Annotated in this window: 18 protein-coding genes and 1 tRNA gene; 3 read left to right on the top strand and 16 right to left on the bottom strand. The window is 35.7% G+C overall.

Annotation, left to right across the window (positions count from 1 at the left end):
- Nucleotides 1-204: 204 nt before the first annotated feature.
- The 11 genes from ACQ76T_RS19535 to ACQ76T_RS19485 all read right to left on the bottom strand — a co-directional run bounded on the left by ACQ76T_RS19535 (nt 205) and on the right by ACQ76T_RS19485 (nt 10,695).
- Nucleotides 205-280 (bottom strand) — tRNA-His (locus tag ACQ76T_RS19535).
- A 35-nt stretch (nt 281-315) separates the two neighbouring features.
- Complete coding sequence (bshB1, locus tag ACQ76T_RS19530) at nt 316-1,035, bottom strand: bacillithiol biosynthesis deacetylase BshB1 (RefSeq protein WP_431344925.1); 720 nt, start codon at nt 1,033-1,035, stop codon at nt 316-318.
- A gap of 82 nt (nt 1,036-1,117) precedes the next feature.
- A complete protein-coding gene (locus ACQ76T_RS19525; RefSeq protein ID WP_431344924.1) occupies nt 1,118-2,770 on the bottom strand; it encodes a tetratricopeptide repeat protein in 1,653 nt (550 codons plus the stop codon).
- Nucleotides 2,771-2,861: 91 nt separating this feature from the next.
- The gene (locus ACQ76T_RS19520; RefSeq protein WP_431344923.1) at nt 2,862-3,734 is read right to left on the bottom strand and encodes a PstS family phosphate ABC transporter substrate-binding protein; all 873 of its coding nucleotides are present in this window, start codon (nt 3,732-3,734) and stop codon (nt 2,862-2,864) included.
- Nucleotides 3,724-3,918, bottom strand: coding sequence for a DUF308 domain-containing protein (locus tag ACQ76T_RS19515; protein ID WP_431345100.1), 195 nt, complete (start codon nt 3,916-3,918; stop codon nt 3,724-3,726). The genes ACQ76T_RS19520 and ACQ76T_RS19515 overlap by 11 nt, the downstream gene beginning before the upstream one ends.
- An 81-nt stretch (nt 3,919-3,999) precedes the next feature.
- Entirely contained in the window at nt 4,000-4,842 is an 843-nt protein-coding gene (locus ACQ76T_RS19510; RefSeq protein ID WP_431344922.1) for an energy transducer TonB, read from the bottom strand.
- Between the two features lie 30 nt (nt 4,843-4,872).
- Nucleotides 4,873-5,442, bottom strand: a complete 570-nt coding sequence (locus tag ACQ76T_RS19505) for an ExbD/TolR family protein (protein ID WP_422695529.1) — start codon at nt 5,440-5,442, stop codon at nt 4,873-4,875.
- A gap of 11 nt (nt 5,443-5,453) precedes the next feature.
- Nucleotides 5,454-6,062, bottom strand: coding sequence for an ExbD/TolR family protein (locus tag ACQ76T_RS19500; RefSeq protein WP_431344921.1), 609 nt, complete (start codon nt 6,060-6,062; stop codon nt 5,454-5,456).
- A 63-nt stretch (nt 6,063-6,125) separates the two neighbouring features.
- A complete protein-coding gene (locus ACQ76T_RS19495; RefSeq protein WP_431344920.1) occupies nt 6,126-6,989 on the bottom strand; it encodes a MotA/TolQ/ExbB proton channel family protein in 864 nt (287 codons plus the stop codon).
- Nucleotides 6,990-7,229: 240 nt separating this feature from the next.
- Nucleotides 7,230-10,043, bottom strand: a complete 2,814-nt coding sequence (leuS, locus tag ACQ76T_RS19490) for a leucine--tRNA ligase (protein WP_431344919.1) — start codon at nt 10,041-10,043, stop codon at nt 7,230-7,232.
- A 178-nt stretch (nt 10,044-10,221) separates the two neighbouring features.
- On the bottom strand, nt 10,222-10,695 hold the full coding sequence (locus tag ACQ76T_RS19485; RefSeq protein ID WP_431344918.1) for a lipocalin family protein: 474 nt from the start codon (nt 10,693-10,695) through the stop codon (nt 10,222-10,224).
- A 199-nt stretch (nt 10,696-10,894) separates the two neighbouring features.
- On the opposite strand from ACQ76T_RS19485, the gene ACQ76T_RS19480 reads away from it, so the two are divergent.
- The 3 genes from ACQ76T_RS19480 to ACQ76T_RS19470 are packed head-to-tail and all read left to right on the top strand — an operon-like array spanning nt 10,895 to nt 13,277.
- Nucleotides 10,895-11,872, top strand: coding sequence for an acyltransferase family protein (locus ACQ76T_RS19480; protein WP_431344917.1), 978 nt, complete (start codon nt 10,895-10,897; stop codon nt 11,870-11,872).
- Between the two features lie 22 nt (nt 11,873-11,894).
- Complete coding sequence (locus tag ACQ76T_RS19475; protein WP_431344916.1) at nt 11,895-12,650, top strand: glycosyltransferase family 2 protein; 756 nt, start codon at nt 11,895-11,897, stop codon at nt 12,648-12,650.
- Nucleotides 12,651-13,277 carry a deoxyuridine 5'-triphosphate nucleotidohydrolase gene (locus tag ACQ76T_RS19470; RefSeq protein WP_431344915.1) on the top strand — a complete coding sequence of 209 codons (627 nt, stop codon included), beginning with the start codon at nt 12,651-12,653 and terminating at the stop codon, nt 13,275-13,277. It abuts the gene before it with no gap.
- Here the strand turns inward: ACQ76T_RS19470 and ACQ76T_RS19465 are convergent.
- The 5 genes from ACQ76T_RS19465 to ACQ76T_RS19445 all read right to left on the bottom strand — a co-directional run bounded on the left by ACQ76T_RS19465 (nt 13,269) and on the right by ACQ76T_RS19445 (nt 16,726).
- Nucleotides 13,269-14,507: a 3-deoxy-D-manno-octulosonic acid transferase gene (locus ACQ76T_RS19465; protein WP_431344914.1), complete on the bottom strand. Its 1,239-nt coding sequence runs from the start codon at nt 14,505-14,507 to the stop codon at nt 13,269-13,271. The two genes, ACQ76T_RS19470 and ACQ76T_RS19465, sit on opposite strands and share 9 nt — an antisense overlap.
- A 12-nt stretch (nt 14,508-14,519) precedes the next feature.
- The gene (locus tag ACQ76T_RS19460; RefSeq protein WP_431344913.1) at nt 14,520-14,990 is read right to left on the bottom strand and encodes a DUF1648 domain-containing protein; all 471 of its coding nucleotides are present in this window, start codon (nt 14,988-14,990) and stop codon (nt 14,520-14,522) included.
- 4 nt (nt 14,991-14,994) lie between these two features.
- On the bottom strand, nt 14,995-15,711 hold the full coding sequence (locus tag ACQ76T_RS19455) for an NlpC/P60 family protein (RefSeq protein ID WP_431344912.1): 717 nt from the start codon (nt 15,709-15,711) through the stop codon (nt 14,995-14,997).
- 89 nt (nt 15,712-15,800) lie between these two features.
- Complete coding sequence (locus tag ACQ76T_RS19450) at nt 15,801-16,448, bottom strand: O-methyltransferase (protein WP_431344911.1); 648 nt, start codon at nt 16,446-16,448, stop codon at nt 15,801-15,803.
- 125 nt (nt 16,449-16,573) lie between these two features.
- Nucleotides 16,574-16,726, bottom strand: coding sequence for a CCPGW family putative bacteriocin (locus tag ACQ76T_RS19445; RefSeq protein ID WP_431344910.1), 153 nt, complete (start codon nt 16,724-16,726; stop codon nt 16,574-16,576).
- Nucleotides 16,727-16,865 lie beyond the last annotated feature (139 nt).

Raw genomic sequence — 16,865 nt, 5'->3', positions numbered from 1 at the left:
GATCTATTGGAATACATTAAATATAAAAATACGGTGTCTTTTTATCAGAATTTGATTTAGGTAAACCGTTTTTAAGTATTAAGACGTAGATTTTGAATAATCAGAATGAAATTTCTTTAAAGAAAAGCAGAAAAACCGGATGCTATTTTCGGATGGAAATAGGGCAAAATAAAAAAGTACACTTTCAAAAAGTGTACTTTCTTTGGGTGAATGAGGGGTCTCGAACCCCCGACCTTCGGAACCACAATCCGACGCTCTAACCAACTGAGCTACAATCACCGTTTTCTGAGTGCAAATATAGGACAATTTCCTCAACTACCAAACAATTCCATCAAAATTTTTCAAAGAAATTAACTTCTCAGACGTAAATCCCTCAGCATAAGCAACTCCCGATAACCGGCCTAAATCCTGTGCACGGTACGTTAAGCTCTCATAAAAGTCTTTTGTAGTGATTGGAGTCTCCGGTTCTTTAGAAGTTGGGTCATAAAACTGAGTCTTATAAGCCATACACGACTCAATTTTTTTATCGAGAAATTCTGAAATGTCAATAACGAACTCTGGTTTGATATCTTTCCACTGAATATAATGAAAAATATGCTTAGGTCTCCATGCTTCCTGGATTTCCCCCTCTTCTACCGTTTCAATTTTTCTTAATCCGGATAAAAAGCACGCATCCGATACTAATTTCGCTCCTTTTGCATGATCCGGATGTCTATCATCAATCGCGTTGGCTAAGACGATTTCCGGGCGGTATTTGCGAACCATTTTTACGATCCTCATTTGGTACTCTTCAGAATTAACCAAAAAGCCATCTTTCATTCCCAGATTTTCTCTGGCAGAAAGTCCTAAAATTTTAGCAGCATCTGCCGCTTCTGCTTTTCTTGTTTCATCAGTGCCTCTTGTTCCCAGTTCTCCTCTGGTAAGATCTACCACAACAACTTTTTTTCCTTCAGAAACCATTTTGGCAATCGTGCCTCCACATCCGAGTTCTACATCATCAGGATGTGCTCCAAAAGCAAGTATATCAGTTTTCATATATTCAAAGATAAGGTTTAAAATAAAAACTTCCCAAACATTATGAATGGGAAGTTTTAATATCTATAATTTACAATTTAAATTACTTGTTGATCTCTGCGTTCAATTTTACAGCATCCTGGTAAGTAGGATCCAACTGTAAAGATTTAGCAACATAATCTTTTGCTTTGGCAGCATCTGAATCTTTGCTCATATATGCTACTGCAAAGTATGCATAAGCAAGAGTCTGCTTGTTCGCTTCCTGATCTGCAGGTTTTACAGTACTGATGAATTTCTCATAAGCAATTTTTGCAGCATCATTGTTCCCAGCTTGCTGATAAGAGTATCCCTGGCTATAGTAAGCAGGAGCCCAATCAGGAAGAAGAGTAGACATTTTCTGCCATGTAAGGATTGCACCATTCCAGTTTTTAACATCCTGGTAAGCGGTAGCAAGTTTAAATAAAGCATCAGAATCCTGAGCGTTAGCAGCAACCTGTTTTTTCAATCCTTCAATCGTTGGGTTAGTAGGTCCTTTATCAGCTTCTGACTGAGAAACACCATCGCCACCAGCGATATTTGCCAGCTCAAGATCCCACTTCATGGTTTCATCTTTAGCCGCTTTAGCAATTGCTATTTTCTGTTGAGATTCTGCCATTAAAGCAGATTTTTTAGCAGCATCTTTTTCGTCTTTTGCTAAACCGGCAGCAATAAGTCCCTGTAAACCTTGATCTGCAGGCTGAATTCTTGTTTTTTCAGCTTGAGAAACAAAAGTATCCATATTTTGCTTTGCTTCAGCATAGTTTTTATCTGCATAAGACTGATAAGCTCTTAATTTGAACTTGATAGGGTCTTCAATTTTATCAAAGATTTTATCAAGTACAATTTTAGAGTTTGCATAATCTTCGTTGGTGAAGTATAATTTTGAAATCTCTAATTGAGTATATGGATCTTCATCAGCATATTTTGTATAGTTGATAAGGTCTTGTGTAGCTTTTGCATTTTGCTGATATCTGATATCATAACCTGCCAATGCTTTATAAGCAGGCGCATAAGTAGGATCTACCGCAATTGCTTTATCTACACTTTCTTTAGCTTTCTGCCATACTTGAGCAGCCATCCATAGGGTTGCCATTCTTGTGTAAACAGAAGCTTTATTTTTAGCTAAAGGTAATGCTTTATCATAAGCAGACATTGCTTCACCTGGAGCTCTTTTCAATCTGTAAGCATCTCCTAATGTATAGTAGTAATGAGCAGGCACTCCTTTCTTCTCTGCTTTTTCAATTGCTTTAGTCAAGAACTGAATAGCAAGATCCGGAGAACTGTTCTTTTCGAATAAAGTTAAAGCTTCCGCTGCTCTGAATAATACTTCAGCGTCTTTTTCTCTAGAGTCAGTTACTACTTTCTGAATTTCAGCTACAGCGTTCTTGTCACCTTTTCCTAATTTAACGGTAGCAAGACCAATTTTGTTAAGATAACTTTTGCTGTCAGCAGCTAAACCTTTGTTGAAGCTTTCAGTAGCCTTTGCATAGTCTGGCTCTCCTTGTTTTAAGAAAGTATTTCCTAAATAGAAGTAGTTTTCAGCAGTAGGCTCTTTAGCGATCATGTCAGTGAAGTTGGTTTTTGCCTGAGCAAATTTATCACTGTCTATACTGTTAATACCATCCTGCAATGTCTGTGCAGAGGCAAAACCGGTAAAAAATACCACGGCTGCTCCAAAAGCAATCTTCTTTACATTCATATTCATTATATCTTTCATTTTATATTTTCTAATAATTGAGTTATATTCTACACAATTTTCAGACCAAAACACTGTTTTTTATAAGGGTAAATTGTGAGTTTAATAATTTTTAACGCATTTGAACCTCTCGCTTATACAGGTTATAAGGCTGTAGACCTTCTTTCTGTACAATCTTTTGTCCTAGATGCGTACATGAAAATCTTATAAATCCATTCGCAATATTAAAATTGCCTTCATTAGCCAGAAAATAAAGTACTCTTGTAAACGGATATTCCATGGAACGAAGCCCTGCAAAATCTGCAGAATATAGTTTTCCGTTACTTTCTACAGGAAGTACTTTAACCATTTCTCTAAGCTTTTCAGAGGTTTTATCATAAGGTCGGCTAAAAGTATTAAGGCCTATTACCCCAATTTTGTTGGGATATTTTCCTAATTCTTCTATGATTTTCTGATTTCCAGGAATAATGGAAAATTTAAGATCTTTCGGCTCTTTTTTAAGCTTTTCCGCAACAAAGTTCAGATTGCTGGAATTGGTTCCGTCGAAAATGAATTCTTTAGTATCTGAAAGAAGCCCACTATTGATCTCATCCATTGAAATACTTTCTTTAGGAGAGTCTTTTGGAACCACAAAAACAACTGCATCGGCAGCGAATTTAGCAGGAAGAAACTTTAGATCTGTTCTCTCCTCATATGTTTTTATTTCTTCTTTAGTAAGGTTTCTGGACATTACCACCACCTTGGCATTTCCTTTCAGCAATTCAAGAAGGCCTAAGTCTTCTTTTTTTGTCTCAACTTTAATGTGTGTTTCAGGATAATTGATCATGTAGCCGTCAGCTAATGCCTCTGTAACACTCTGAAAGGATTCGTCGGTAAGAATGGTAAGATCTCCTTTATGATAGGAAGGAGATTTTTCTTCTTTTTTGCAGCCTGCAAGCATCATACCCAGCACAAAAACGACTGCAATTTTAAAACTATTCTTCATCTCTTGATTTTTTAATTTTTGAAACTGCTCTGTAAATTCTGAACACTCCATAAATTATCAATACTACGCCTAATGCATAGGCAACAGCAGGCTCCAAGATAGTAAAAAAGAATTTGTAGACAATGACTACAATTCCTAAAACGATATAAAACAATCCCGTAACGAGGGATAACCAATTGAACATCATGTAACAAAAATACCAAAAAAAATAAAAAGAGAAGCATATGCTTCTCTTTTTATTTATATTCTGAATAAATAAGTCTAATTATTCAAAGTTCATAGTAAATGGTACGCTATAGTAAGATCTAACGCTTTCTCCATTTCTCTTAGCAGGAGTCCACTTTTTAAGTTTCTTAACTACACGCATTGCTTCACTGTTGAAGTCGCCATTTGGAGATTTCTCTTCAATGGTAACGTTCGAAACAGTTCCGTCTTTTTCTACAACGAACTTCAACTTAGTTTTTAAAGTACCTTCACCTCCTTCCATTAAAGAAGTATCAAAGTTTTCCCCTAAGAATTTTCTCAATGCACCCATACCTCCAGGATATTCTGCAGACTGGTCTACATCTTTGTAGATTTCGTTAGGGTTGTTCGCTTTCACCTCTGCTGTACTAGCTTTAGTACCTGTAGATGGTGGTGGTGGCGGTGGTGTATAAGCCGGAGCTTTTACCCCCTCCTGATTCTGTAAACCAGTTGTTGTTTCCAACTGCTTAGAGATCGGTGGTGGTGGAGTTTCAATTTTCGGAGCTTTTACAGGCTCAGGAACTACGTTCTGAATTACCTCAATTTTCTCCTCTTCTTTTGGAGGTGGAGGTGGTGGAGGTGGTTCTTCTTCTTTAGGCTGCTCGATAATCGGATCTTCTTCGATAATATCTACAAGGTCCGCCTTCACTTCTTGCTTAGGTGGAGCTGTAAGATTTTTAATCGTAAGATAGATGAACGGAGACAAAGCTGCCAAAAGGAATAATGCTGTTCCGATAATAAAAGACCTTGTTAAAAGTCTCGGATACTGATGTCTAAGATCATAGGCACCATATTCCTTGTTTCTATTTTCAAATACGATCTCGTCTAAGGTAAGATTCTGACCGTATACATTTTCATCTGCCATAGAGTTAGATATAACAATTTTATGGTTAAATTACTTAGTTGCAGGAGCCGGTGCTGCTGCACCACCTACTTTCTTCTCGTATACAGCTTTTTCCCAAGGCTTGATGTCAGTAACACCGTACTGCTCACTTTTGGTAATTGCCATTTCGTCAAGAATATCAACAAAGTTCTTATATACTGCATCGTCAGTTGGCTTAATGATCACGGTAAATTTCGTTTGATCTGCAGCTCTAGATTTTGCCTGCTGAATTACTTTTCTAATTCCTTCTCTATCAAGAGTAGTTTCCATAAGAGTCTGGTCATTTAAAGATGTAGCATCTTGTTGGTGCCAGAAAACTCTGTTGTCTTTTCCTAATAAGATAGAAATAGAGTTAGAAAGTTTAATTTCTGTTGGTGGAGGTTTAGGAGCATCTGGTTTTGGTTTTGCCGGAAGACCTAAGTCCATAACATTCGGTTTACTGAATGTAGTTGTGAACATAAAGAAGGTAATCAATAGAAAACCCAAGTCCACCATCGGAGTCATATCGACCCTGGTACTTTGCTTCTTGGAACGGACCTTGCCGCCCTTGCCGCCTTTCTCTTGTACTTGTACTTCTGCCATTTCTATCGATATTATTCGTTAGGTTTACCTTCTTGTGATGTAATCAACCAAAATTTAAGAAAATCAATATCTCTTAAACCTTCAAACAGGCCTTTAACTTTAGGGTATTGCGTTGTAACGTCACCTTTAATTGCTAACTTGTAGTCAGGATTAACGCTCAAACTTTCTTTTACCCAGTCAATTAATTGCTTATTTGTACTGTCCATAGGAATACCTGTAGGACTCTTATAATTTTTCTGCTCATCTGCAGGCATATCCAAATAACCTTTAAGTTGGTTCATTGGAACTCCAATTGCCTGAACTTTCTGGAAAGCTGCTTTTTGGTTGTTGTCAAAAGTAATTCCATACTTCTTTCCCATTTTATCCAAAAGAGCAATTCTTTCTGATGCATTTTCTACTGGCTGGAAATAGAATTTTCCGTCCGGAGTAGCATTGATAGTCATTAAACTAGCATCAGGAAGCAATTTTTCCGAAATTGAAGATGGCGGTTTGATCTGCTCCACGTCAGGTTTCTTAAACTGAGTGGTCAAGATAAAGAACGTAAGAAGTAGGAACGCAACGTCACACATTGCGGTCATGTCCGTCACTACTCCATGTCTTTTAGGTTTGACTCTCGCCATTATTATAAAATATTTTTAATTAAACTTCTTTTAATTGCTAATGCAAATACCTTGCTAAAATTCTTAGTTGAATTCAGCGAAAGATTGTTGGATACTCATAGAGATCTCGTCGATCTTGTAAGTTAATCCATCAATTTTAGAAGTAAAGAAGTTGTAAAGGATAATAGCGATTGCTGAAGTACCAATACCTAATGCCGTGTTGATCAAGGCTTCAGAGATACCAGTAGATAGAGCAGCAGCATCTGGAGTACCACCTCCTGAACCTAATGCGAAGAATGCCTTGATCATCCCGATTACTGTTCCAAGTAGAGCTACTAACGTTGCAACTGTACCTAAAGTAGAAAGAATCATCATGTTTTTCTCAAGCATTGGCATCTCAAGAGTTGTAGCTTCTTCGATAGCTTTGTTAAGTGCTACCATTTTCTGCTCCTTATTTAATGTGTTATCGTGAGAAAGCGCTTTGTAAGTAGTAAGACCTTCTTTTACTACGTTACCTACAGAACCTTGTTGTCTGTCGCACTCTTCGATAGCTTCGTCAATTTTGTTTTGGTTTAGTAAGCTTCTTACTTGTACAACGAAGTTGTCTAAGTTTCCTTTTCCAGCAGCTTTACCTAAAATTAAATATCTTTCAATAGAGAAAACGATTACTGTAATCATGAAAGTAATCAAGATTGGTACGATAATCCCTCCTTTGTAGATAATACCTAAAAACGATTCTGGGTGAATGTCTTTTCCTTCAACACTTGAAAAAGCTACAGATCCACCTCCTAGTTTATCTGCATCTTTAAAGTTTCCTGGGCTACCAAGAACGAATAAATAAATACATACTCCTATAGCAAATAGAATAGGAATAATAACAGCTGGATTTAAACCTCCTGCCTTTCTAGCAACTACTTGCTCATCATTTTTTGAAACATTCATTTCCATATTTAACTAAATTATATTGTTTTAAAATTTTACAGGGTGTAAATTAAAGGCAAAATTAATTAAAATGCAAGAGTCTTAATTAAACATTTTGCTTTTTTTTGATAAAGAAAATTTAATACGATTTCGAAATAATAATTATTTTAAATTATTTTATTTATTTTTTCCCAATTTAACATTTGAGTTAAAAAATCAAAAAAATAAAACACCCATTTTTTTTAATTTCCCAATGTTAATTTTTTTTTAAATTACGATATTCACAATACGGTGAGGGACAACAATGATTTTTTTAGGGCTTTTTCCTTCCAAAATCTGTTGCATTTTTTCATTTGAAATCACCAAATCTTCCACCTCCTTAGCAGATAATTGAGCTGAAAGGGAAATTTTGAACTTCATTTTACCATTTACACTTACCGGATATTCAATTTCGTCTTCAACCAGATAGTCTTCATTCAATACCGGGAACTTTTCAAATTCTATCGAAGTATTGTGACCTAATATATTCCAAAGTTCTTCACAGATGTGAGGGGCATATGGAGAGATGATAACGGCAAGCGGTTCTAAAATATTGCGTTTGTTGCATTTTATTTTCTGAAGTTCGTTCACTGCAATCATGAATGATGATACTGAAGTATTGAAAGAGAAGTTTTCAATATCATATACCACCTTCTTTATTAAGGTATGTAAAACTTTGTATTCTGCTTTTGTAGGTTCTTCATCAGAAACTTCAAATACATCTCCATTGAAGTAAAGGTTCCAGAATTTTTTAAGGAAACCATATACTCCACTTAATCCCTGAGTATTCCAAGGCTTGGATTGTTCTAATGGTCCTAAGAACATTTCATATAGTCTTAAACCGTCTGCTCCGTATTCTTCACAGATATCATCCGGGTTTACTACATTATATTTAGACTTGGACATTTTTTCTACTTCACGGCCTGTGATGTATTTTCCATCTTCGAAAATAAATTCTGCATCAGCATAGTCTGGTCTCCAGGCTTTGAAAGCTTCAGTATCCAATTCGTCTGAAGTTCCTTTTAATAAAGATACGTCTACGTGGATCGCCTGCGTTGTATAGTCTTTTGCTAGATTTTTAGATACATATTGATTGGTACCATCTATTCTATATACAAATGCACTCATTCCCAGGATCATCCCCTGGTTGATCAATTTTTGGAAAGGTTCGTCGTGACTGATATATCCTCTGTCTTTTAAGAACATGTTCCAGAAACGGGAATATAATAAGTGACCTGTTGCGTGTTCGCTTCCTCCTATATATAGGTCTACCTGTCCCCAATAATCTGCTAATTCTTTTTTAACAAAAGTTTCCTCGTCATTAGGATCCATATATCTAAGGAAATACCATGAGCTTCCTGCCCAGCCTGGCATCGTAGATAATTCTAATGGGAAAATTGTTGTATCATCAATTAAGTCAACAGAAACTACTTTCTGATTAGCTTCATCCCAGGCAAATACTTTTGCATTTCCTAATGGCGGATCTCCGTCTTCTGTAGGTAAGTATTTTTCAACTTCCGGAAGTTCAAGCGGTAAAGCTGAAACCGGAAGTGTGTAAGGCATTCCTTCCTTATAATATATAGGAACCGGTTCTCCCCAATAACGCTGTCTTGAGAAAATAGCATCACGCTGTCTGTAATTGGTTGTTCCGTGACCGATACCTTTAGTTTCAATCTCGGAAATCATTTTAGACTTCGCATCGTTGTAATTCAAACCATTTAAGAAGTCAGAATTCACACATACGGAATCTTTAGAATCAAAAGCTTTTTCCTGAACGTCTTCTTCTGTTTCAACTACTTTTTTAATTTCAAGATCAAATTTCTTTGCAAATCTGTGATCACGTTCGTCGTGCGCCGGAACAGCCATAACCGCTCCCGTTCCATATCCCATCAATACATAGTCTGAAATATAGATTGGCATTTTTTCTCCGCTGAAAGGATTTACTGCATAACTTCCTGTGAAAGCTCCGCTCACGTTTTTCACGTCAGACATTCTATCTCTTTCTGTTTTCTTGGAAGTTTCTTCAATATAAGTATCTACTTCTACTTTTTGAGCATTGGTAGTAATAGTTTCTACTAAAGGATTTTCAGGAGCCAATACCATAAAAGTTGCTCCAAAGATGGTATCAGGTCTGGTCGTGAAGACCTCAACAGACTCGTCATGACCTTCTACCTGAAACTGTACCTGAGCTCCCTGAGATTTTCCAATCCAGTACTCCTGAGAATCTTTCAAAGGCTGTGGCCAGTCTATTGTGGAAAGTCCTTGTAATAATCTTTCAGAGTAAGCAGAAATCCTCATGCTCCACTGCATCATTTTTTTCTGAAATACAGGGAAACCACCTCTTTCTGATTTTCCGTCTTTTATTTCATCATTTGCCAATACTGTTCCTAATGCAGGACACCAGTTAACAGTAGTCTCTGCTCTGTAAGAAAGACGGTAGTTCAACAGGATATCTTCTTTGTCAAGATCGGAAGCATTTTTCCATTCTTCTGCAGTAAAGCTAAGCTCATCATTTTGATTGGCATTTAATCCTTCTGTTCCTTTTTCTTCGAAGTGCTGAATTAAGGTTTCAATAGCTTCTGCCTTATTGGTATCTTTATTGTACCAAGAATGATACAGCTGAATAAAGATCCACTGTGTCCATTTATAATAAGAAGCATCTGAAGTTCTCAATTCTCTGCTCCAGTCGAAAGAGAAACCGATTTTTTTCAGCTGCTCTTCATATCTGTTGATATTCTGTTCTGTAGTGATTGCCGGATGCTGTCCTGTCTGGATAGCATATTGTTCAGCAGGAAGTCCGAAGCTGTCGTACCCAACCGGATGGAGGACATTAAACCCTTGGTGTCTTTTATATCTCGCATAAATGTCTGATGCAATATATCCGAGCGGGTGACCTACGTGAAGCCCAGCTCCTGATGGATACGGAAACATATCGAGAACATAAAATTTAGGTTTATCTGTGTTGTTGGAGGTTTTGTAAGTTTGATTTTCCTCCCAGTACTTCTGCCACTTTTTTTCTATCTGCTGATGATCGTAAAACACTTTTATATAGATTATATGTTAGACTTTAAATATTTAAATATTTTTCTTTTTTACAAGATTCACAAAATTAGTGATTTTAAAACAAATAAAAATTTAATTTATAATGAATTACCATTCGTTGCTCAACAAAAAAATCCCATCCGAAGATGAGATCTGTTTTATATCTTGAAGTATACTATTATTGAACCACTCTTCTGAACGTATATGTTCTGGTCTGGAATACAGTAGGATCTTGAGTTTCTTCTCTTACAGCAAGGTTAAGTGTTGTATTATCCAACTTTACCACCTTTGCATTTTGCGGTTCTACCACTCCCTGGATCTTCATCTGAACAGATTTCGAATCCTTATCATAGGTATAGTTGAACTTTATGTCAGACAGAATAGCACAAACTCCCGGTGTAGCGGTATCTCCCCAATTGGTTTTGGCTCCTTTGGAATCTACACTAAAGAACCATCTTGTCTGTTTCTGGCAATCCGTGTAAGTAATCGTGTTAGAAACCGGGTCTTCACCCACCTCCACAGTAGTAACTACCTCTTTTAATGGCTGCCATGTCCCAACTAAAGGAGCTTCCAGAACGGTATCACTATCACTGCTACATCCTGTAGCCGCAAATAATGACAATCCTGCAAATAGTAATGCTAATTTCTTCATAGATCATTTTTTTCAAGCGCTAAAATTATAATTTTTTTGATTTATATTACTATTTTTTATGAAAAATTATTTCATCTACCTTTATTTCTACATATTTTAAAACACCAAGTCCCTATTTTCCCTTTATTTAGTAAATAATGAATACACGAGCACCATTCATTCTCTGAAAAAAAGTTATTTTTGCAGGAAACAGATACAAATGCAGGATATAACGAAAAACAATTTTGATTTTATACGTGTTCTCCTTGCCTTTATTGTCTTCCTTGGACATCTTGGCACCCTCAGCGCTTCTACCGATCTCAAGATTTTTGAGCACAGCCCTATAGAAATTGCTGTTTTCGGCTTCTTTGCAGTGAGTGGATTTCTTATTGCGAGGAGCTACGACAGATCTTCAAGTCTTAAAAGTTATTTAAAGAAGAGAATCAAAAGAATTGTTCCCGCATACTTACTGGTTATCTTTTTATGTGCTATTTTATTAAGCCTGGTAAGCACTTACTCTTTCACTGAATATTTCAGTAATACTCAGGTTTACAAATACCTTTTTTGGAATTCGATATTTTTAAATTTTAAAGCACCCTGGCTTCCTGGAGTTTTTGGAAATCAGGCAGTGAATGGTGCTCTATGGACGCTGAAAATAGAAATGTGCTATTATTTCTCTGTGCCTTTACTGTTCTTGCTTTTCGGAAAAAATAAAAAATACAGAAATACAAGCTTGATTATTTTATACTTTTTATCTCTTATTTATTTAAATTATTTCGAATCTTTAAATAAAATTTCCCTTGCCAAACAGCTTCCCGGAACATTATCCTATTTTATCCCTGGAATGCTGATTTACTTTAATTTTAATACATTCATCAAACATAAAAATATCATTTTCATCATTGCTTTTGCCACGGTGTGGATTGATTTATATTTAAACATTCAGCTTTTTTCCCCAATGATGATTGGTGTTATCGTCATGTATATTGCTTATTCATTCAAATTCTTAAATAATTTCGGAAAATATGGTGATTTCACCTATGGAATTTACATTTTCCACTTTCCTATTATCAGAACTTTCCAGACTTTAGGATTGTTTGAAGACTACAACCCTTATTTGATGAGTATTATCTGTATGCTGGTCGTTATTGGAGTCGGGATTTCCTCCTGGCATCTTTATGAAAAAAGATTTTTATAATTTTACACTTTAGAAAACATAAATGAAAGATCTTGTCTCCATTATAACACCTTGCTACAATTCAACGGAATTTATTGAGGAAACGATACAGTCTGTTCTTAACCAAACCTATGAAAACTGGGAATGGCTGATTACTGATGACCTCTCCAAAGACAATACTGTAGAAATCATTAGGAAATATAATGATCCCAGAATAAAACTACAGGTATTGGATAAAAACGGTGGCGCGGGAAATGCCAGAAACAACAGTCTGGAAAGAGCTCAGGGAAGATACATTGCTTTTCTGGATTCTGATGACTTCTGGTATCCGGAATATCTTGAAACGATGACAGATTATATGCAGGAACATCATGTGGAACTTGTTTACTGTAATTATTCAAGATGTAACGAGCAGCTACAGCCTATATTGAAAGATTTTCTGGCGGATAAAGTGGTTACATTCTCCAACCTGTTGAAGACATGCCGCTTGGCCCCAGTTTCTACAATGTATGACACTCAAAGAGTTGGTAAATTCATGTTTCCTGTGAAAAGCAAACGTGAAGACCATGTGATGTGGCTGAATCTTCTCAAAGTAATTCCGGAAGGAATGCCTATCAACAAAACGTTGGCAAAGTACAGAATGAGAGAAAACAGTGTTTCCCGTAATAAAAAAAATATGATCAAAGATCAGTATCTTGTGTATAAGGACTTCATGGGATTTTCAACAATCACCTCGTTGTATTATACGGCAAACTGGGCACTGAACGGATTTATGAAGTATTCGAAAATTTTCAATTAAATGGAGTATTCAAAGGAGTTTAAAGCAGCATTAAGTGCTTTCTCAAATGTGGAAAAAGACAGACTTATTTTCAGATTACTGAGAAAAGATAAGCTTTTGTCTAAAAAGTTGTATTTCGAGCTCATCGATCCTGAAACCACGGATGATAAAAGAAATGCAATGGAAGAAAATGTAGAGGAGAAAATTCTTCTGGCTGCAAAATACATTGGAAATGCCAAATATTTCTTGACCATTATCCGAAAAATAAGTGCGGAAATCACAGAACACATTAAGATTACAACGGATAAGTTTGGCGAAGTCTCACTTAATCTTCTTCTTATCGACAAAATTCTGGATTATAATAATGATTTAAGCAGACAGCGTTTTGATAATGTGTATAAGCTTTATTTATATCTGATCAACAAAATTTTCAAATCTCTGATTCTGATAAAGAAACTGGATGAAGATTACTGGATGGAATTTGATGACTATTTACGCTCCATTCAAAATAAAATTTCCGAAAATCATTATCTACAAAAATTATGCATCAATAACGGGCTTGATCTCAACTGGTTCGAGTCTGACAAAATTCCTGAAAATATTGATCAAATTATGAAAGAGATAAAAAGTCAGGGATTTTTAAGATAAAATTTTCTGTAAAATCATCGCTGTAGAATCCGGTTTTTCACCTATAAATCTACCTGCATTTTGTGCCATCGCAAGAAGTTCTTTTTCATTGTCCTGATTGGCAAGATACAAGATAAATTCTGCGGCTTCAGATTCATGTCGAAAAGATTTCCCTCCTCCTGCAGCAATCAGATCATCTGCTTCAGGATTTTTTCTATAATGGTTCCCATAAACAACAGGAACTCCGAAAGTCGCAGCTTCAAGAATATTATGTAGACCAGCATCATGAAAACCTCCTCCTACAACAGCAATATCGGCATATGAATAAAGTTTGGACAACAATCCGATACTGTCTATAATTAACAATTGAGCTTTGGAATCTGAAAGCTTGGTGTTTTTTATTTCACTGTACAGCAAAGCCTCAGGAAAGATATTTTTTAAATGATCCACTCTTTTAAGATCATGAGGTGCCATAATTATTTTCAGGGTATGATTTTTTTGTGAAAGTCTTTCCGCTATTTTTTCTTCTGCCTGCCAAGAGCTTCCGAAAACTACCGTTTTATTATTTCCAATAAAATCTTTGATATATTCTACATGATTATCTCTTTTTCTGAGTTGCTTCACTCTGTCAAACCTTGTATCCCCAGTTACGGAAGACTGGTTTAACCCAATACTTTTGGCCAAGGCAAGAGAAAACTGAGTCTGATGAAAAAACCAGTCTATATTCTTTCTTAGCTGCTTTACAAACCATTTTCCATAAGATGTAAAAAAAGACTGTCTTTCATAGAATAAAGCAGAAATAACATAGATTTTCACATTCCTTTTTTTTAGTTCAGCAAGGAGATTGTACCAGTAATCGTACTTCACCGTAAAGAATAGTTTAACATCAAAATGTGATACAAATTCTTCTACCAGAGATTTTTTATCGAAAGGAAGATAACAGATTACATCTCCCAAATGCTTCTTTTTCACAACATTTTCATATCCGGAAGGCGAAAAGAATGTGATCAGGACTTTATGATCCGGAAGGTTTTCTTTAAGCTTTTCTAAAACAGGTAATCCCTGTTCATATTCACCCAAGCTTGCGGCGTGCATCCAAATCACTTTATCGGTTTTAGAAAATGTAGTTTTAACTTTCTGAAGAGATTCTTTCCTTCCTTCAACGCCTTTCTTCGTTTTATCATTCAATAATGCGAAAACTTTCATTCCAAAAGTAAGAAGGCTGATAAATAGGGTATAAAGCAGTTTCAAAGTTGGTTTAATTTAATGGTCTGATTTTTTTGTTATTCCTTCACGGATTGAGGTGACAAGTCCTATTCCTACGATCGCAAACATGATTCCTAAAATATAGAAAACCACATTACTGAGCTCTGTTTGTTTGCTTTCTGCTATACGAATACTCTCTATTATAATATCTAAAAACAGAATCATTACAGGAAGCTGTAGCGAAAAAATATAGAGACCTATCTTTTCTTTTTTGCGAAAACTATCGGGAACATTCAACAGGGAAGATTGTGGATTTTTTGATATTGCAAAGAATAGAAATGAAATGAAAGTTGCAATACATGGAAGAGTCCATATTGAATCCTTCCCGGCCTGCCCGTCTATTTTTCCGTTAAAATCAAAATGAGTGGGGATAACATCTGGTAATCCAGCATATTTCATTAATGTAAAGCTCCAGATTACAACAAGTAACAAAGCATTCACAATGAAAAGTATGCCTGAGGTTTTCATATTTTTAAATCACACTTTTAAGGACTCTCAGCTTATGAGTATGTTTATTAAGCTCCTTATTAAAGATTCCCGTAGAGTCTAAAGTATCTATTCTTACTTTTCCGGATGCATGAATGATCTTTTGATTTTCAAGCATAATACCTACATGGATAATTTTCCCTTCTGCATTTTCAAAGAAAGCCAAATCTCCCGGCTGTGTTTCTTCTATAAAAGTAAGCGCTTCCCCTACTTCAGCCTGCTGAGAAGCATCTCTTGGTATTTTGATATTGTGAACTTTATAAACCAATTGAGTAAAACCTGAACAGTCTACGGCAAAAAAGCTTTTGCCTCCCCATAAATAAGGCACATTCAAAAATTCTTTAGCGGTAAGAGCAATACTTTCCCGTACATCATGACTTCTTCTGGAAGCTACCACAGGAAATTCCACTTCAGAGCCCATAGACAATAATGTTTTCCCATCTTTCATCAATACAGAAGAAAAATCTTCGGTTACTACAGTTACTTTCCTGTTAGCAAGTTCTTCATCCGTTACAGGTTTGATCTGCTTGGTATCCATCCATCCTTCATATCCGTCATAGTGCATTTTTATTTTGGTCCAGTTTTTATTCACTTCCAAAATATCTGCACTTTCTCCAAACAATATTTCTGTAACAATTTCAGCCCTGTCTGAACTTTCTGCACGAACCGGCGCTACTGTAACAATACAAATTCCTTTATTCATTAACTCTGAGTTTAAAGATTGAATAATGTAAAGATTAAAAAATGACGATCATAAGAATCTTTACCTATTTTTGATCTTTGAAAATATAATTACTTCCTACGAAGGAAGTTCACTCCATCACGCAAAGGTAAAATAAGATTTTCAAAATCTTCGTCTTTTGCCGCTAAATCGTTTAATTCTTTGATAGACTGGGTAGACTTAAGTTTGGGATCTTCTTCCAGTACTTTTCCGTACCAAAGTACATTATCAAACAGAACAACAGAACCGGATTTTGTATGAGGCTTTATCAGTCTGAAATATTCTGCATAATTTTCCTTGTCGGCATCTACAAATATCAGGTCAAAGACCTCATCCGTTTCCTGTAAAAATGTTTTAGCATCCTGAAGCTTAAAATGAATCTGATTTGCATATTCACTTTCATCAAAATATTTTTTGGGTAGATAGGCTAAATCTTCATTTACATCAAGGGTTGTAATTTTACCGCCTTTTGCCAGTCCAGTTGCAAGACATAACGTGGCATATCCTGTAAAAGTACCAATTTCAAGTACATTTTTAGGCTGCATCATCTGAGAAATGATTGTAAGAAGTCTTCCTTGCTGATATCCTGAAATCATGTGTGGCTGCGTTGTCTTCTGATAAGTCTCTCTTCTCAGTTTTCTCAAAATTTCAGACTCTGAAGAAGTGTGTGCTTCTAAATATCGGTCCATTTCCGGATTTTTTTCTTCAAAAAAGCTCATACATTTTTTTATTTAAACAAATTTAAGGATTTTAAAGCGTTTTCTGAGCAGTCTGCACTTTTCAACATTATATACAAAAAAAGAGAAGATATTACTCTCCTCTTTCTTAGCATGTATATGGCTGATTAATAAGCAATACAATATTGGCCATAGGTAGCACAAACCCATCCCGGGCAGCATTCCTGGGTAGGACTGCAAATAATCTGTGGATTGCAGTCTCTTACAGCTCCTTGTACATCTTTCATTTGTACTCTTGAAAGTTTTTTTAGATTTTTCATAATTATTTTGTTTAGTTATAATTCCTACTCTTTAAGATTTTCGGACATCTCTATATTATTTCTCTATAAAGAGATATAAATATACTTATTATTTTCATATACAGATGATTAAATTTATCATTTAACATATTGAAAAATC

Origin of the sequence: Chryseobacterium sp. JK1 (assembly GCF_050632815.1) — a bacterium.
Lineage (GTDB): Bacteria > Bacteroidota > Bacteroidia > Flavobacteriales > Weeksellaceae > Chryseobacterium.
This window is presented reverse-complemented; position numbering and strand designations above follow the sequence as displayed.

Bases quoted from the DNA above. Each gene is read 5' to 3' on its own strand.
- bshB1 (WP_431344925.1), bottom strand. From the start codon at position 1,035: ATGAAAACTGATATACTTGCTTTTGGAGCACATCCTGATGATGTAGAA.
- ACQ76T_RS19525 (WP_431344924.1), bottom strand. From the start codon at position 2,770: ATGAAAGATATAATGAATATGAATGTAAAGAAGATTGCTTTTGGAGCA.
- ACQ76T_RS19520 (WP_431344923.1), bottom strand. From the start codon at position 3,734: ATGAAGAATAGTTTTAAAATTGCAGTCGTTTTTGTGCTGGGTATGATG.
- ACQ76T_RS19515 (WP_431345100.1), bottom strand. From the start codon at position 3,918: ATGTTCAATTGGTTATCCCTCGTTACGGGATTGTTTTATATCGTTTTA.
- ACQ76T_RS19510 (WP_431344922.1), bottom strand. From the start codon at position 4,842: ATGGCAGATGAAAATGTATACGGTCAGAATCTTACCTTAGACGAGATC.
- ACQ76T_RS19505 (WP_422695529.1), bottom strand. From the start codon at position 5,442: ATGGCAGAAGTACAAGTACAAGAGAAAGGCGGCAAGGGCGGCAAGGTC.
- ACQ76T_RS19500 (WP_431344921.1), bottom strand. From the start codon at position 6,062: ATGGCGAGAGTCAAACCTAAAAGACATGGAGTAGTGACGGACATGACC.
- ACQ76T_RS19495 (WP_431344920.1), bottom strand. From the start codon at position 6,989: ATGGAAATGAATGTTTCAAAAAATGATGAGCAAGTAGTTGCTAGAAAG.
- ACQ76T_RS19485 (WP_431344918.1), bottom strand. From the start codon at position 10,695: ATGAAGAAATTAGCATTACTATTTGCAGGATTGTCATTATTTGCGGCT.
- ACQ76T_RS19480 (WP_431344917.1), top strand. From the start codon at position 10,895: ATGCAGGATATAACGAAAAACAATTTTGATTTTATACGTGTTCTCCTT.
- ACQ76T_RS19475 (WP_431344916.1), top strand. From the start codon at position 11,895: ATGAAAGATCTTGTCTCCATTATAACACCTTGCTACAATTCAACGGAA.
- ACQ76T_RS19470 (WP_431344915.1), top strand. From the start codon at position 12,651: ATGGAGTATTCAAAGGAGTTTAAAGCAGCATTAAGTGCTTTCTCAAAT.
- ACQ76T_RS19460 (WP_431344913.1), bottom strand. From the start codon at position 14,990: ATGAAAACCTCAGGCATACTTTTCATTGTGAATGCTTTGTTACTTGTT.
- ACQ76T_RS19455 (WP_431344912.1), bottom strand. From the start codon at position 15,711: ATGAATAAAGGAATTTGTATTGTTACAGTAGCGCCGGTTCGTGCAGAA.
- ACQ76T_RS19450 (WP_431344911.1), bottom strand. From the start codon at position 16,448: ATGAGCTTTTTTGAAGAAAAAAATCCGGAAATGGACCGATATTTAGAA.
- ACQ76T_RS19445 (WP_431344910.1), bottom strand. From the start codon at position 16,726: ATGAAAAATCTAAAAAAACTTTCAAGAGTACAAATGAAAGATGTACAA.